General features: G+C 73.9%; 7 protein-coding genes. 3 read left to right on the top strand and 4 right to left on the bottom strand.

Translation table 11 applies throughout. The features are described from left to right. From LCE31_RS22110 to LCE31_RS22095, 4 genes are all read right to left on the bottom strand, one after another. Positions 1–4,192: type I polyketide synthase (locus LCE31_RS22110; RefSeq protein WP_225016774.1), on the bottom strand; the 4,192-nt coding region annotated here is incomplete at its 3' end. A gap of 147 nt (positions 4,193–4,339) precedes the next feature. After that, the gene (locus LCE31_RS22105) at positions 4,340–10,678 is read right to left on the bottom strand and encodes a type I polyketide synthase (RefSeq protein WP_225016772.1); all 6,339 of its coding nucleotides are present in this window, start codon (positions 10,676–10,678) and stop codon (positions 4,340–4,342) included. Beyond that, a complete protein-coding gene (locus LCE31_RS22100; protein WP_225016770.1) occupies positions 10,675–12,255 on the bottom strand; it encodes a PfaD family polyunsaturated fatty acid/polyketide biosynthesis protein in 1,581 nt (526 codons plus the stop codon). The genes LCE31_RS22105 and LCE31_RS22100 overlap by 4 nt, the downstream gene beginning before the upstream one ends. Positions 12,256–12,505: 250 nt before the next feature. Continuing rightward, positions 12,506–13,609, bottom strand: a complete 1,104-nt coding sequence (locus LCE31_RS22095) for an SDR family oxidoreductase (RefSeq protein ID WP_225016768.1) — start codon at positions 13,607–13,609, stop codon at positions 12,506–12,508. Positions 13,610–14,085: 476 nt separating this feature from the next. Between LCE31_RS22095 and LCE31_RS22090 the strand changes: the two genes are divergently transcribed. From LCE31_RS22090 to LCE31_RS22080, 3 genes are all read left to right on the top strand, one after another. Further along, positions 14,086–15,420 carry a wax ester/triacylglycerol synthase family O-acyltransferase gene (locus tag LCE31_RS22090; protein WP_225016766.1) on the top strand — a complete coding sequence of 445 codons (1,335 nt, stop codon included), beginning with the start codon at positions 14,086–14,088 and terminating at the stop codon, positions 15,418–15,420. 115 nt (positions 15,421–15,535) lie between these two features. Further along, positions 15,536–16,150, top strand: coding sequence for an ATP-binding cassette domain-containing protein (locus LCE31_RS22085; RefSeq protein ID WP_225016764.1), 615 nt, complete (start codon positions 15,536–15,538; stop codon positions 16,148–16,150). Beyond that, a complete protein-coding gene (locus tag LCE31_RS22080; protein ID WP_225016762.1) occupies positions 16,147–17,007 on the top strand; it encodes an ABC transporter permease in 861 nt (286 codons plus the stop codon). Before LCE31_RS22085 ends, LCE31_RS22080 begins: the two co-directional genes overlap by 4 nt. The last annotated feature ends 46 nt before the right edge of the window (positions 17,008–17,053 follow it).

Below are 17,053 nucleotides of genomic sequence, written 5' to 3'. Positions count from 1 at the left end.
GCCGTACGGGAGCCGCGGGGGTTCCGTACGGCCGCCCGGCGCCCGTCAGCAGGGCCAGTGCCTGGGCCGACACCCGCAGGAACCGCTGGTGGACCTCGGTGTGCCGGGCCGTGATCTCCTGATGGAGGGCGATCGCCCGCAGACTCTGCCGGGCCACCAGGTCCTGGACACTCGGGGGGCGAGCGGCGGGCCGCAGGTCCCGCGCGGCATCGGGGAAGGGCCCGGCGGTGCCCGTCGGCGGGGCCGGCTCCACCGGTACGGGTGCGAGCTCGGGAGCCCTCGGCATGATCACCGCGGGCGTGTCACTGGAGAGCTGGTCCAGGTCCGGCAGGCGGGGAGCGCCCGGCACGGGCACGGTGAGGACGGGGCCGGGCGCGTGTGGGTGCACGGCGGCGGCTTCGAGCCGCGCGAACAGGTCGTGCGCGCGTACGGGCACTCCCGCGACGACGAGTTCGGCCACCGCGAGGCACAGCTGGCGCAGCCCGTCGTCGTCCGGGGCGTCGAGCGCGACGGCCACATAATCCCGGTCGCCGAGCACCCGCCTGATCCACCCCGTGCACAGCGCGCGCGGACCGTGCTCGACGAAGACCCTGACCCCGTCGGCCCACGCCTGCTCGACCGTGCCCGCGAAGTCGATCGTGCCGAGGCCCTGAGCGGTCAGCGCGTCGGCGGCCCGCTCGGACGTCGGGAGGTACGACCGCCCGCTCGCCCCGCTGTAGAAACGCACGCCCGGCACCTCGACGGTGGGGCGGCGGTGCACCTCGCGCCACGCTGCGCGAACCTCGGCGACCTCGGGTACGTGGGCGGCGATGTCGTAGTCGATCGGGAGCGCGCGATCGGCGCCGAGCCGGGCCACGACGGCCGCGCACGCCCGCGACTCGCCGCCGATGACGCACACTCCCGGTGCGTTCACGGCCATCAGGTGCACCGCGGCCTCGCCCGCGAGCTCCGCACGGACCGCGTCGAGCGGCGCGCCGACCAGGAAGCTCGACCAGCCCGAACCCCGTACACCCACTCGTGCCCAGGCACGCCGCACCGCCCTGAGGTCACCGGTGAGCTCGGTCGTGAACAGACCGCTCTCCCCGATGGCCCGGTACAGTCCCGCCGCGTCCGGCCAGGCGCCCAGCGCGACCAGCGCCGCCGACTCGCCCGAGGAGTAGCCGATGGCCGCGTCGGGCCGCAGTCCGAGCAACTCCCGGGTGAGCACGGTGTGGACGGCGGCCAGCTCGGCGGCGCCCCGGATCTGGTCGAGCACCCGCGCCCGCGGCCCGGACCGTACCCGGGCGCCGGCCGGCCCGTGCGCCGCCATGACGCTCTCGTCGAGCGAGGGCAGCGCGAGCATCAGGGCGTGGCCCATACCCCGGTACGAGGCCGAGCCGTTGGTGTACACGAAGGCGGTACGCCCCGTCACGGGCTCGTCCCGGTAGCGCGCGTCGGCCGGCCGGGGACCGCCCTCGGCCAGCCAGCGCCGGGCGGCTTCCCCGCGGTCCCGGAGTTCGCCGTCGTCCCGCACCACGAGCGCAAGCCGGGCCGGTCCCTCGCAGGACTCCGCCCCGGACTCCAGCGCGGCCAGTACCTCCCGGCGGTCGGCCCCGGAGAAGACGTGCAGCCGCGGAGCCGGTCCCCGCAGCCAGGGCCGGGCGTCACCCGCCCGCAGCCGCACCCGCGCGACCGGGCCCTCCAGCGGTGATGTGACCGCCTCGGCCGTGCGGGGCGAGGCGCCGGTGTCCGCGGGCCCGTCCGCGCACGGTACGGCGCGGTGCTGGAGGGCGGTGACCGCGACGGCGACGGAGAGCAGCCCGTGGGCGGCGTGGGCACGGCCGAAGGCCGAGGCGGGATCGTACACGGTGTCGTCGCCGTCCCCGATGACCATGTCGGGCGGGCCGGCCGCGTCCTCGTCCAGCAGGGCCATCACGGTGTCGCCGTCCCTGCGGGCGGCGTCCAGGGGCTTGAGGACCAGAACCACGGCGGCGTCACCCGGTTCGGTGTCCCGGCCGAGTTCGCGCAGGGCGGCGCGGTGGACCGGCTCGCAGGACAGGTCGACGGCGCCGACGAGCGCCGCGTCCGCCTCGCCCGCACGAAGGGCCCGCGCGGCGAGGCCGAGCGCCACCGGCCCCGACGCCTCTTCCGCCGACACCGCGAAACCCGGCCCTCCCAGGTCGAGTTGGGTGCTGATCCGGTTGGCCACGAGATTGGGCAGAGTGCCGACCACCCGTTCCGCGCTCATGGGCGGTGTGAAGGCGTCCTGGGCACTGGCCCGCGCGGACGTGGAGACGGCCCGTCCCGCCTGCTCCAGCCAGTACGGCAGCCGCCAGCGGGCACCCGCACGCGCCACCCCGGTCTCGACCCCCATCCCGACGACGACCATGGTCCGTTCGCGAGGCAGCGCCACCCCTTGCACGGCCTCACGCGCCGCTTCGAGCACCAGGAGCTGCTGCGGCAGCGTCTGCTCAAGCGCCAGCGGCGGGAAGGCCAGACCCGCCAGATCGACGCTGACGGCCGTGGCCGGACCGCGCCGTTCGCCGCCGAGCACCGCGCGCCGGAAGTCCTCGGCGCCGGCCCCGTCGCCGACGCGTACGCCGAGGGCGACGACCGCCACGGGCGTGCGGTCCCCGCCCGTTCCCGCGGCGGCGGGCGATCCGGACCCCGCCGCGGATTCCCCGGAGGCGAGGGCCTGCGCCGGCTCCCGAGCCTCTCTGCCCGGACGATCCAGTTGGGGCCCCGGACGGTCTGGTTGGGACTCCTGACGATCCGGTTGGGGACCTGGGTGATCCGGTTGGGACTCGGTACAGCGCGGCAACAGCCCCGTACGACCCGGCAGGGGCCCTGAACGACCCGGTACGGACACGGCGAAGATCCGTTCGCCTTCCGCGTGCCGGGCGTCGTCGACGATCACGTGCGCGTTGGTGCCGCCGAAACCGAAGGCGCTGACGGCCGCCCTGCGCGATCCGGGCCACGGCTCGGGCGCGCTCAGGACCCGCAGCGGTGTGCCGCGCAGCGCCGAGATCGGACGCTCGGCGCCGAGCGACGCGGGGCGGGTCCCCGCGCGCAGGGCACCGAGCACCTTCAGCAGCCCCGCCGCGCCCGCGGACGCCAGCAGATGCCCGACGTTGGACTTCGCGGAGCCGATGGGTGTGTCGTCAGCGGCGGCGTAGACCCGGGCCATGCTGCGAGCTTCCACCGCGTCTCCGACCGGCGTTCCCGTCGCGTGGCACTCGACGAGTGAGACCGTCTCCGGCGCGACACCCGCCGCGGCGTACGCCAGACGCATGGCGCGCGCCTGGCCCTCCTCGGCCGGGCTGAGCAGACCGCCGCCGCGGCCGTCGTTGGACAGCCCGATCCCGCGGATCACCCCGAGGACGGGCAGGCGGGCGGCGCGCGCCTCCGACAGCCGTACGAGCGCGACGAATCCGGCGCCCTCGCCGTGCAGCAGCCCGTCGGCGTCCCGGTGGAACGGACGGCTGCGGCCCGTCCTGCTCACCGCCGACAGACCGCAGAACCCGATGTGCAGAAAGAGGTTGTCGACCCGGTTGACCGCGCCGGCCACCATCAGGTCGGCCGTGCCGTCGTGCAGGCGGTCGCACGCCAGCTTGATCGCGTACAGCGACGAGGCGCAGGCGGCGTCGAGCGCCCAGGCGCCCGCGCCGAGACCGAGCGCCCGGGCCGCGAGGTGGGCCGGGAGCCCCGACGAGAACCGGTTGCGCGCGTCCGGCCGCTCCCGGCGCTCGCCCCGCAGCAGGGCGTCCCGCACAGCGGGACGCTGGGCGCACAGCCACACGTGCTCGGCGAAGGCCGATCCCGCGGCCGTGGGGTAGGACAGGTTTCCCAGCACCAGGCCCGCCCGCGGCAGCGGACCCTCGCGCCCGGCCTCCGCGAGTGCCTGGCGGGCACCGTGGAGCACCCAGTGGAAGAGCGGGTCCAACGCCATGATCCGCTCGGGGGCGATCCGGAAGCCGCTCGGATCGAAGACGGACTCGAACCCCGTTACGTACCCGCCGACATCGGTCCAGGTACGGTCCTGGTGGTCCTCCACGGAACCCATGGCCCACCGGTGCGGCAGCCGCCACCGGCCGTCCGGGACGGCCGACAGGCTGCTGCGGCCCGCGGCGATGTTGTCCCAGAACGTGTCAGGGTCGAGCGCGTCGGGCAGCACACAGCCCCGGCCGACGATGGCGATCGGTTCGAATCCCATGCGTAGCTCACTTCATGACGCGTCGGCGCGGGCGCGAGGCGGCGCGGCGCGGCTCGGGCAGGCCCGGCCCGGTCGGGACCGGCCGGCGAGGTTGAGGACGGCCGACGCGGTTCAGGGCGGACGGCGATGTTCGGGACGGCCGGCGGTTCAGGACGGACGGCGTACGAGTTCCACGCCCAGCAGTTCGACACGTACCGACCCGTCCGGATCGATCAGCGCGGCGTCGCACCGCGCCCCGGTCTCGTGCGTCTTCCGGGCCAGCACCACACAACGCACGGGGTCGTGCACCGGGCCCCGCCGGTGCACCACGCACTCCGCGACCGCCATGGGCAGTGTCGCCTCACCGAGCACGTTCTCCGCCCAGAGCAGGGCGAGTTGCAGCGCGCCGTCGACGGCGGCCGGATCGAGCGGCCAGTGCTCACCCGCCCATCCCAGGGTCCTCGTGCCCACCACGGCGGCCTCGGCCCCGTGCCGCGAGACGCCGTGCAGGCCCCGCAGGGCCCGGAAGCGCGGGCCGTGGAAGAGGACCTTCCGCTCCTCGTAGAGCTTCTGCCCCTCGTAGAGCTTCCGTCCCTCAGGGACCTTCTGTCCGTCAGGGACCTTCCGTCCGGCATGGACCTCCTGTCCGTCATGGACGTCCTGGGTTTCCCCGCCTCCCTGGCCCCATTGCCTCTCCCGGCCCTCTTGTCCTTCGCGGAGGGTCGGTCGCTCCAGCCCGTCCGGGGTCGTCCACGTGCGCGGCCCGCGTTCGGCCGGCTCGAACTCCAGCACAGCCCTGACGTGTGCGACACCGTCCTCGTCCCGCAGCTCGGCCTCCAGATCCGAGGGCGCGCCGACGGTGGCACGCCGGCCGTGCACGGTGAGCCGGTGGCCCGCGTCGTCGAGGCGCGGCAGGGCGAGCTTCCTGTACACCCGGACATCGCGCAGGGCCAGCCGGCCGGTGCCGGGCCGCCAGGCGGCAGCAGCGCCGGTGAACCAGTTGAGGGCCATCGCCAGGGGCAGCACGGGAACCCCGGCCGGCTTGTGGTCCGCCAGCTGGGGATGGCTGCTCTCCCGGACCAGCACCTCCGCCGGCCGGGGACCGCCCGTGGAGGTGCCGGCCGCCCAGGTCGCCGCCGCCGCGTCATCATCTGGCCCGTCATCACCCGCCGCGTCATTACCTGCCGCGATGACGACGCGCGCCTCTCCGGCCGCACCCTCCAGCTCGGCCGAGAACGCGGCTGCCCCCCGCTCCGGGGGGATGAGCGCGACGCCGGACCGGCCGAAGTGCCCGGCCAGACCCGGCGTGACCATGCCGCCGTGCCACGGGCCCCAGGCCACGGAGCGCACCAGGCAGCCGGGACGGCGGAGCGCCTCGGCGGAGGCCACCTGGTTGAGCACCTCGTTGGCCATGGCGTAGTCGCTCTGGCCCGCGTTGCCGAACACCGCCGCCACCGAGGAGAACAGGCAGATCACGTCGAGCGGATCGTCCGTGGTCGCGGCCAGCAGCGCGCGCAGGCCGTCCACCTTCGTGGACATCACCTCGTCGAACGCCGCGTCGGTCTTGTCGGCGATCAGCTTGTCGGCGAGTACGCCCGCCCCGTGCACGACGCCGGTGATCGGGCCCCACGCCGCCCGGACGTCGGCCAGCGCGGAGGCGAGCGCCGCGCCGTCCCGCGCGTCGACCGGTACGTAGCGTACGGCGGAGCCCGCCGCCTCCAGCGCCGCGAGCGTCGCGCGTACCTCGCGGGCAGCCAGGATCTCCCGCGCCCGTACGGCGATGTCCGCGGGCGAGGAGCCGTCGGCGTCCGCCGCGGCCCGCTCCGCCAGCAGCCGGGTCAGGGCCGGGCCGTCCACGGCCGACCCCAGCCCGTCAGGTTCCGGGTCCAGTCGGGTCCGGCCGAGGAGGACGAGCCGGGGCCGGTGCGTCCTGGCGAGGTCGAGGAGCGCGGTGGCGGTCACCCCACGTGCTCCTCCGGTGGCCACGATCACCGATGCGGAGGTGATCCGCGCCCCGTCGCCGGGAGCCGGAGCCTCCGGGGCCATGCGCAGTGTGGCGCGGGTACCGTCCGCGCGCAGTCCCACCTCCAATTCCGGCCCGCCGTAGAGGAGTTCTTCCACCACGGCCTCGGCGACCGCATCGGGTTCCCGTCCGCCCCTCTCGCAGTCGATCGCCTTGACCGACGCGTTCGGCCACTCCTTCGCCGCGGTCCTGGCCAGCCCGGCGATACCGCCGAGCCAGGCCCGGTCGGGCCGCCGGCCGTCGAGTCCGAAGCCGCCCCCGGTGTCCTGCACGGTCACGAACAGCCCGCCCTCCTCCGTCATCCGCGCCGCGACCGCGCGAGCCGCGCGAAACGCCGAACGGGCCGTCTCCCGCGCCTCGTCGGGCGAGCCGGTGCCGGTCAGCGCGCCGAGGTGGATCACACCGTGCACGCCCGGCGGAACCTCCGTCACGGCGGTGGCGTCGATCCCGTGCCCGGTCAGCTTCCGCGCCACCAGACTCGCGACCGTGCCGTCGCCGGCATCGCCTCTTGTCACCACCAGGGGACCGTCCCCGAGGCCCGCAAGGGCCAGGCCGGACGCCGGTGCGGGCACCGCACGCGGCACGAGCCTGGTCAGTGTCACGGGCTCCTCCGGTGTCACAGGTCCTTCCGGCCCGGTGCGCGCCGCCGGGATCTCGGGGACGGTGCCAAGGCCGGTGGTGTCCGGCGCCACGGCTTCGGAGGTGCCGTGGGTGGTGTTCGGCGCCTCGGCCTCAGCAGTGCCGTGAGTGGTGTCTCCCGGCGCACCGGCTTCGGCGATGTCGGACCCGGACTCGGACCCGGGAGAATCCGGGGGGACGCGTTCGGTGAGGGCGTCGACGATGTCCCGCAGGGTGCGCAGCGTGCCCAGCCGGGCCATGCTCTCCGTCGTTACCCCGTCTGCCTGTTGGCGTACGGCGGACAGGATCTCGACCCGCTTGATCGAGTCGACGCCCAGGTCCGCCTCCAGCTCCATGTCCGCGTTGAGCATGTGCGCCGGGTAGCCGGTGAGCCGGGCCACGACCGAGATCAGCAGTTCTTCCAGCCCTTGCGCCGACAGCGGCTCGGGAGCGGCTTCCGGGACGGCCACAGGGGCGGACGCCGCGGGTGCGGGCGCAAGCGTGGGCGCCACGGGCATCTCGGACGCGGGGGGTTGGGCCGCAGGCGTAAAGGTCCATTCGGCCGACGGCTCCCCGGCCGGTGTGGGCGGCGACGGCAGTGATGACGAAGGCGGCGACGGCAGTGACGGTGGCGGGCCGAGCGGCGCGGGCGCGGTGGTTTCGGGTACGCCGGTGGCGCCCGGCGCTCCCAGCATCGCGCCGAGGGTCGTCTCCGTCATGCGCAGGAACGCCATATGGCTGTCGACCAGCATGCGCTGACAGGCCTCATGAGCTTGTGCGGTCTCCCGCTGGACACTCTCGACCAGGGCGTACCAGTCCGAACCCGCGGCGGGCGTGGGAGGCGGGAGATGCGCGGATTCCGGTTCGTACGAGGCCACCGGTGCCACTGCGGGCCCGGCGGCCGGCCCGGGCTCCGCCCGCCGCGTGGGCGGCACGGCCTGCCCGGGGTCGTCCGCACGGTCCGCGGGGAGGCCGGAGGTCTCCTGGGCGGATGCCTGGGGCTGGCGGTAGTTGGCTCCGCCGATCTTCACGGTCATGCGCGGCACGCGCTCCTTCGCTGGTGTCACCGGTGGCCCGTAGGGCGCCCACAGATATGCGTAATCGAGCGGCGTCCCGCGTACGGCGAGCCGGCCGAGCGCCGCGTGCAGGGCGTCGACTCCGGAGCGGCCCGGCCGCTCCAGGGGGACGGCCGCGTGGTCGCGGTCGCCGAGGATCTGCCCGACCAGGCCGGTCAGTGTGGCACCGGCACCGACCTCGACGAAGGTCCTGACCCCCGCCGCGTACATCGCCTCGATCTGTTCGTGGAAGCGCACCGGCGCGGCGAGATGACGGGCGAGCCTGCGCCGTACCTCGTCGGGCGCCGCCGGGTACGGGGTCGCGTCCGCGTTGCCGTACACCTCGAACCTGGGCTCTTCGAAAGGGACGCCGCCCAGCAGCGCGGACAGCCGGTCGCACGCCGGGGCCACCAGCGGGCTGTGGAAGGCGATCGAGGTGTTCAGCCGCCGGGTACCGACGCTCCGGGCCGCGAACGCCCGCTCCATCTCCGCGATCGCCTCGGTCGAGCCCGAAAGCACCGTCTGCCGGGGGGAGTTGTGGTTGGCTGCCCAGACATCACGTGGCCCGTCGGCTTCGAGGACCGCCGCCACCCGTTCGGCGTTCGCCGCCACGGCCAGCATCGCACCGGGAGCGACGGCCGCGTCCCGCGTCAACGTGCCGCGTTCGCGGGCCAGGGCGACCAGGGACGCGGCGTCCAGGACACCGGCGCAGTGCAGGGCGACCAGTTCACCGAAGCTGTGGCCCGCCACGCAGTCGGGCCGCAGGCCGAGCCCGCGCACGACACCGAGCAGGGCGAGGCTGTGCACCGCCAGCGCGGGCTGGGCCCACTCGGTGGCGGCCAGCAGGGCCGTCGCCTTCGCACGCTCCCGGTCGGAGAACGACGGTGGCGGGAACACCACCCGGTGCAGGGGTACGCCGTCGAACCGCGTGCTGCCCAGCCGGTCCCAGACCGCTTGCGCGTCCGGTGACAGCATGGCGATGTCCGCGCCCATCCCCACGTACTGGGCGCCCTGGCCGGGGAAGAGGAAGGCGGTCCTGCCGGGCGCGGGGGCTCCGGAGGCGTAGTGGACACCGTTCGGGGTGGAGAACGCGGTGTCCGGGCTCCGGTGGATCAGCTCGGCCGCGGTGGCGAACTTCTCCGCCAGGTCCTCGGTGTCCGAGGCGACGATCGCAAGACGCACCGGCTGCTCGGGCACGAAGGCCCGCTGGCTCTCCCGGGCGAGTTCGGCCAGTGGACGGCTGTCGTCGGACGGTGCCTTCAGCGCGGACGGCGACGCGGCACTGAACAGGACGAGTTCGGTGGAAGCCGTGCGGCGGCGCCACGCCGGGCGCCCCGAGGCCCCGGACGGTACGTACTCCTCCAGCGTGACATGGAAGTTGCTGCCCCCGAAGCCGAAGCTCGACACCGACGCTCGGCGGGGGTGATCGGGCGCGCGGACCCACGGGCGCGCCAGCGTGTTCACGTAGAACGGGCTGTCCCGGCCGGTGGCCGCGGAGTTGGGCCTCTCGACCTTGATGGTGGGCGGCAGCACCTTGTGGTGCAGGGACATGACCGCCTTGAGCAGCCCCGCCGCGCCCGCCGCACACTTGGTGTGGCCGATCTGCGACTTGACCGAGCCGAGCGCGCACCACTGCTCGTCCGAACGCCCCGGCTCCGCGAACACCGCACGCAGCGCGGTCAGTTCGGCGATGTCCCCGGCCTTCGTGCCCGTGCCGTGCGCCTCGACCAGTTCGATCGTGTCCGGCCCGTAGCCCGCCTCCTCGTAGGCGCGCCGCAGGGCCCTCGACTGCCCTTCGGGCAGCGGCGCGTAGATTGCCGTGTCCCTGCCGTCGGACGAGGTGCCGATCCCGCGGATCACCGCGTGGACGCGGTCGCCGTCCCGTTCCGCGTCGGACAGCCGCTTGAGCGCGTACATGACGACGGCCTCACCGAGCAGGGTGCCGTCGGCGGCCTCGGAGAACGGCCGGCAGTCGCCGCTGGGCGACAGCGCGGGTGTCTTCGAGAAGCACACGAACATGCCGATGTCGTTCCCGGTGTCGACACCACCGCTGATCACCAGGTCGGACCGGCCGAGCGCGAGTTCACCGACGCCCGTGGACAGCGCCGCGAGCGAACTGGCACACGCCGCGTCGGTGGTGTGGTTGATGCCGTGCAGGTCGAACCGGTTGGCGATCCGGCCCGCCACCACGTTGCCGAGCAGTCCGGGGAAGGTCGCTTCCTGCCAGGGCGCGTAGTGCTCCGCGATACGGTCGCACGCCGCCTGCGCTTCGTCCTCCGCGATGCCGCTCTCCCGCAACGCCTTGAGCCACAGGGGGCGGTGGGTGCGCCCGTACATGTGCGGGAGCAGTTCGAGGGCGGCCGTCCCGAGGACCACACCGACCCGCTCGCGGTCCATGCCGGCCAGGCCGCCCGCGTCGGCCAGCACCTGCTCGGCCACCAGCAGGGCGAGCAGCTGGGCGCTGTCCGTCGCCGGCAGGTTGGCCGGCGGAACTCCGTGGGCGAGCGGATCGAAGTCGACCTCCGGCAGGAAGGCACCCCTGCGCGCGTAGGTCTTGTCCGGCGCGGTGGGGTCGGGATCGTAGTGGTCCTCCACGAGCCAGCGGGAGGCGGGCACTTCGGTGATCAGGTCCCGGCCCGAGACCACGGCCCGCCAGTAGCCTCCCGCGTCCGTCGCGCCGGGCACCAGCGCGCCGATGCCCACCACAGCGATGGGTACCTGGCCGTGCGGGCCTGACACAGGGTCAGACACGGACTCTCCTTGCTGTCGGACGGCGGACGCCGGTGGCCGCGGGCCACCCGCCCCGGTCATGCGAGCCTGCACGGTGTGTACGTGAATGCCGAGGCGGGCAATGGGACGCCGTAGGTGCGCAGTTGGTGGGCGCGGGTGAGCACAGCCGCGCCTTCGAGGAGGTTGAGCGCGATCTGCACGACGGACCGGTTCGCCGGCTGGGCCAGGAAGGTGCCGGCCGCCCACTGGTTGAACGCGCCCATCGCGGGCCCGCACCAGATCTGGTAGTCGCCGCGCCGGGAGCTCTCCCCGGTGATCGCCCATCTGCTGGAGCTCCCCAGGTACCACCGGAAGACCAGCGCCATACGGTGCTTGGGGTCCGCCTCCGCGCGGGCGACCTCGTCCGGGTCCCGCTCGTGCCAGAACGCTCGGGTACGCCGCCAGATCTCGTCCACGGGGGCGCGCAGCACGTCCCGTTCGATGGCGGCGCGCAGTGACGGCGGGAGCTCCTCCAGCGAGCCGTGCTCCCGGTACGCCGTGTGGAGGCGGGCGGCCCGCTGGGCGAACATGGTGCCACGGGACAGCACTTGGAGCCTGACACCCCACTCGAACATGTCGGCGGCCGGCGCCATCGTCACATCGGCGACGTCGGCCTCGGCCAGCATCGCCTTGGCCTCGTCGGACAGACCCGCCTCGACGGCACTCTGGTGCACCGAGCCGACGACCACGTAGGACGCGCCGAGCGCGAAGGCGGCGGCCACCGCGTCCGGGGTGCCGAGGCCGCCGGCCGCGCCGATCCTCACTGGCTGCGGGTAACCGAAGCGCCCGCCGAGTTCGTCGCGCAGGCGGGCGATCCGCGGCAGCAGCGCCGCCAGCGGGCGGTTGTCGGTGTGTCCGCCGCTGTCCGCCTCCACCGTGATGTCCTCGGCGACCGGCACCCGAGCGGCCAAGTCGGCTTCTTCGGGAGTGAGTTCCCCGTCCGTGACGAGCCGGCGCAGCAGGTCGGGCGGCGCGGGCGAGAGGAACTTGAGGGCCACCTCGGGGCGGGAGACCTTGGCAAGTACCTTGGAGCGCCGCAGGATGCGGCCCTCGGCGTCGCGGCGCAGACCCCGGGCCGAGCACAGCACGACGGCCGGTGTCAGCTCCATGAAGGCGGAGACCGAGATCCGCGGTACGCCGTGCCGCAGCAGCAGCTTGGCCACGCGGAACTCCAGCGCGGGCTCGGCCGGCGAATGAATCAGGTTCACGCCCCAGTTCGTCCGGCCCGCCAACTCGTCGGACAGTGTGCGTACGGCCCGCTCGACGTCGGCGTGGGCGAGGCCGGCTGCGCCGAAAAACCCGAGCATGTCGGCCCGGGCCATCGCGGTCACCATCCGGGTGGTGGCGATGCCGTTCGCCATCTCGCCGGCCACGTAGGGGAACCGGACGCCGTGCGCCTCGCAGAAGGTGCGCCCGCCGAGCCACTCTGGGTAGAGCGGCGGCAGCGTGCCGAGCAGCGGGCCGCCTGGCCGGGCGCCGGTGGCGAGGCCCAGCTCGCGGCCGGTCGGGTCGGTGACGATGTGCACGGGCTCGCGGATCAGGCGGGCACGGGCGGCGATCTCTTCCGGCGAGTGGGCCGATGTGCTGACGGAGGGGGCGTGACCTGCGAGGAGGGACAAGGGCGGGCTCCAGTGGGGTGAGACGTCCGCGGGTCGGGTGTCGGGTGTCGGGTGCGACGCGAGCGGCGGGGGAACGCCCGTCCTGGCCGTCGTTCGCCGATGCCGAGTGCCGGGGAATGCCGTTGGGTGCTGTCGGTGGTCTCGGTGGTCTCGGTGGTCTCGGTGGTGGCAGTGCTCTCGGTGCCGTCGTCGGCGTCGTCGGCGGTGTCGGTGTCGTCGTGGGGAGGGAGTGTGTCGCGCGTGGGAGCCGTCAGGCCCTCGTGGGCTGTCGCGGGCCCAGTCCCGACCACAGGTAGTCCAGATCCACCGTGGCCCCGGACCCCGGTGGCCCGAGCACGGTCCGTACACGGGTGTCGTCGAAGCGGCGGCGGTGGCCGAGGTACGCGGTGAAGCCCGGATAGAAATCCATCAGGGCTTCGAGCGGGGACGGGTCGCGGGGCCTCTCCGCGACCAGGCCGATGTCCAGATCCACGAGCCGGCCGAGGAGCGTGACGATGGTCGGGACGGGGACGTCGTGGCCGTGCACGACGTGGTACGTGTCGACCCCGCCCGAGGGCGGCCGGCCGGCGAGGCGCAGCATGACCTCCGCCGCGTCCTCCACCGGCATCAGGTTCAGATGGCCGAACCGGTGGCCCACCAGCCGCATCTCCGAAGGCGGGGCGCCGGAGGCTTCGAGGCCCGCGGTGCGCAGCGAGTCCCGCAGGACCCGCTCGATGACCTGGAGGGGGTGCTGCGGCAGGTCGGGGTGCGACGGCAGGTCCGTGACCAGGATGCTCGGCCCCCCCCCCACGGCCGGGCGGCCGTGTTCGCGCGACCACGCGCGGACCAGGTGCTCCGCCTCGAATTTGGAGCGCTCGTAGGCGTTCTCGAAGCCGTACGCGTCGTCCAGCTCGTCCTCGTACGCCACGCCCTCCCGCCGCGCCCCGGCCACAAAGGCGGTGCTGATGTGGTGGAGCACGGGCCGTCCTCGGCCGGCTGCGGCCAACTCCAGGACCCTCCGGGTGCCTTCGACATTGACGCGGCGCAACTGCGCGATGTCTCCTTCGAGATTGATGCTGCCCGCGCTGTGCCACAGCGCGTCGAGCCCGTCGGCGAGCTCCTGGAAGTCGTGCCGGGACAGTCCGAGCCGGGGCCGCTCCAGCTCGGTCTCCACCACACGCAGCCGGCCGGGAAGCGCGTCGATCAGGGCGTCCCCGGCACCGGACAGTTCGAGGAACCGCGCGATGCGGGACAGAGCGTCACCCGAACCCGCATGGGTCAGCACGGTCAACGTCGCCCGGGTGGTGAGCAGACGGCGCAGGAGGCGGAGCCCCAGGAAACCGGTGGCGCCGGTGAGGGCGACGTGCACGACCATGACTCCAAGGGCCTCGAAGAAACACGGAAACGCCAGAACGCGAGAACACGAGAACACGAGAACACAGGGAACCATCGCAGGTGGCCGGGGGAGACGGACCACCTCTCGCCGCAGCTCACTCGAACGGTGTACTGGGGAGTGTGTCCGAGTGACGTTCCGTTGCCCGTGTGACATCACAACTGCCTCACGAGGCACAGACGATGTGATGCGACACAACCTGGCCACCCGTCGGGAACGTGTCATCATTTCGGGTGATCCGGTAGGTGTGCCTCGGGACCTGCGCCGACGGCCCGGCGGACGGGCTGACAAGCGGCGCGACGGCGTGCGGCGCCGCGCGGCGACCCTGGCCCGGGCTCAGGACGGCGCGCGGGCGCCGGTGCGGAGCGCCGCGGGCGCCCGCTATAACCGTGGTGGTGGGTCCAGGCCGACGCGTCATCCCACTCGCGCATTCCCGGCCGACGAGAACCGGAGCCTTCATGACCGCGTCCGCCCCGTCCGTCCCGCACGCCCGCTCCGCACCCCTTCCGCCCGCCGGTCGCCGTACGCACTCCGTGGACCGTGCGTTCCTCAGCCTGGAACGGACACATCCCCAGGTCCGCTGGGACGCGGGCGGAGTCGCGTATCTGAGCGGTCCGCCACCGGGCCTCGCCGACCTGCGCGCGTACGTGGGCCTGAGCCTGCCCCGCCTCCCCATGTTCACCGCCCGCGTGGACGGCGCCCCCCGGCACTCCACCTGGCGGCCGGACGCGGACTTCACGGTCGAACGGCATGTCCACGAGGCGGTCGCGGACGGTCCGGGACAGTGGGAGTCCGCCATGGACACCGCGCTCAACGCGCCTTTCCCGCCGGGCGCGCGCTGGGGGATCTGGCTCGTCCACGGCCACGCTCCCGACGCCTACGCGGTGTGCTACCGGTTCCAGCACGCCTGCCAGGACGGCTCGGCCGCGGCACTCGCCTTTCGGACCCTGCTCGGCGCGGGGGAGCCTTCGGCGCGCCCCGTGCCGCGCCCGGGCCGCGCCGCCCTGCCGCGGCGCGCGGGACTCGCGCTCGGCCTGTCCGCCAAGTTCGGGTTCGCGGCCCTCGGCGCCCTCGGCCGCGAACCGGCCGCACGCTTCACACCGACCGGTGAGCGGCGGCTGTGGCGGGGCCGCGTACCGCTGGACGTCCTCCGGCGGATCGCCGCGGCCCGGGGCGGATCGGCGCACGACGCGCATCTCGCCGCGCTCGCAGGCGCGTTGTCCTCCTGGTCGGCCAGATCCGGTGTGCCGCTGCCGCGCGTCCGCGCGCTGATGCCCGTCGACGCCCGGCGCGAGGACGAGGAACAGACCTGGGGCAACCGCTGCTTCGCCCTGCCGGTGACACTGCCCGTGAACCCGAGCCCCGCGCGGCCCGGGGCGTCTCCCGCCGACGCCGACCTGCCCCTGCGGCGGCTGGAGCGCGTCCGGGCGGCGACCGCGAGGCTCAGGCGCGAGCCGTGGCGGCAGGCCGTCCAGGACATGGTCAGATTCATGCCCGACCGTCCGACCGAGTGGTACATGCGTGGTGTGTTCTCGCCCCGCGTGACCGACATCCTGGCCACGTCGATGCCGCTGGCGGACGAGGCCGCTCTGGGGGAGACCCGGGTGACCGGAACGGCCCTGCTCCCGCTCCTGCTCCCCGGCCACCTCTTCGGGGTGGGCCTGTCCTTCTTCGGGACCTGGGCCGAGGTGTCCTTCATGACCGACGGCGGACTGCCCCTGGCGGCACGGTTGCCGGGCCTGTGGGAGCAGGCGGCAACAGAGCTGGACGAGGCTGCGGCGCGTGCCGCGTGAGGGCGTGGACGCCGCGGTGGACGGACGCCACGCGCGGCACGCCGTACCCCTTGCCCGAAGGCCTTCTCCCCTCCCGAACGCCGCGACGCCGGCGCGTCAGGGACGGAGCGGTGTGATGGACGTCAGAGACGTACACCACTCCTACCGGCACCGCCCCGTCCTGCGCGGGGTCGGCCTGACCCTGCGTCCGGGCGTCCTCGCCGGGATCGTGGGGGAGAACGGCGCCGGAAAGACGACACTGCTGAAGATCCTCTCCGGCGAGCTGCGCCCCGACCGGGGATCGGTCGGGCACCGCGGCCGGTTCGGCTACTGTCCGCAGAGCGCCGTCCTGGACGACTCCTTCACCGTCCGCCAGCACCTCGACCTCTTCAAGAGCGCGTTCGGACTCAGGGACCTGCGGCGTGCGGGGGAACTGATGGAGGCGCTGGCGTTCACGGAGTACCTCGACCAGCGCGCGGGCCTGCTCAGCGGCGGCTGCCGGCAGAAGCTGAACCTGACCCTCGCGCTCATGCACGACCCGGAGGTGCTCCTGCTCGACGAGCCGTACCAGGGCTTCGACTGGGACACCTACCTGCGCTTCTGGAAGCTCGCGAGGGCACTGTGCGACGCCGGGCGCTCCGTGCTCGTGGTCTCGCACCTCGCGTACGACACCGGGCGGCTCGACGAACTGTGGCGGCTTGAGGGCGGGCGCCTCCACCGCCAGGACCACCCGTCGGGGGTGACCGCGTGAGACGGCACTGGTCCCTGTTCGCCACCGCCTCCCGCTACGCGCTGACCGGGCACGCGAGGAACCGGTTCGCGATGCTGCTCGTGGTCGTCTACATCCCGACCTGGATCGCCCTGGCCTACGTGACCATCCCCGACCGCCGGGCGCCGTTCCGGCTGCGTGCCACCGGCCAGATCCTCTCCCCGGCGGGCAACCACCTCACCCAGATCACCGGCGCGCTGAACGCCGTCACCCTGATCGCCGGATTCATGATGTTCGCCGCCACGTTCACGGGCGGGGCGTTCGACCGGCGCCTGGCCATGGCGGGTTACCCCCGCGTTCACCTGGTGCTGGCCAAGCTGTCGGCGCTCACCCTGGTCTGTGCGGCCGTCGCCGCCTACGCCACGGCCGTCACCGCCGTCGCCTGGCCGCCCCGGCAACCCCTCATGCTCACCGCCGCGCTGTTCTGCGCCGCCATGACCTACGGCGCGCTCGGCGTGGTACTCGGATCGGTCCTGCGCCGCGAGGTGGAGGGCATGTTCGCCATCCTGATGATCAGCATCCTCGACGTCGCCCTGCAAAACCCCCTCTCCAGCTCCGGATCGGACAGCGCCGTCGTCCGCTTCCTCCCGTCGTACGGCGCCGTGCAGGCCGGCATGTCCGCGGCGTTCTCCACCGCACCGGCCACCCACGGCCTCGCCATCCAGCTCCTCTGGCTCGCCGCGTCCGCCTCCGCCGGATTCCTCGTCTTCCGCAGGCGCACCCGCAACGCGCTTCCGTCCGGTCCCGTACACGGCCGGGGCGGGACGGGACCGGGGACACCCACACGTCCTGGCGCCGCGGAGCCGGGCGCACCGTCGCCGGACGTACAACCCACCTGAGGGCACCGGCAGTTCGCACTACGTCACACCCCCCCCGTGCCCGCCC

The sequence above is a fragment of the Streptomyces sp. 8L genome (genome assembly GCF_020176795.1).
GTDB lineage: Bacteria > Actinomycetota > Actinomycetes > Streptomycetales > Streptomycetaceae > Streptomyces.
The sequence above is the reverse complement of the archived record's forward strand: the minus strand, read 5'-3'. Positions and strand labels throughout refer to the sequence as shown.

What these genes read in the sequence shown, in the direction of transcription:
- LCE31_RS22105 (WP_225016772.1), bottom strand. Translation starts at nt 10,678, where the DNA reads ATGACCGGGGCGGGTGGCCCGCGGCCACCGGCGTCCGCCGTCCGACAG.
- LCE31_RS22095 (WP_225016768.1), bottom strand. Translation starts at nt 13,609, where the DNA reads ATGGTCGTGCACGTCGCCCTCACCGGCGCCACCGGTTTCCTGGGGCTC.
- LCE31_RS22090 (WP_225016766.1), top strand. Translation starts at nt 14,086, where the DNA reads ATGACCGCGTCCGCCCCGTCCGTCCCGCACGCCCGCTCCGCACCCCTT.
- LCE31_RS22085 (WP_225016764.1), top strand. Translation starts at nt 15,536, where the DNA reads ATGGACGTCAGAGACGTACACCACTCCTACCGGCACCGCCCCGTCCTG.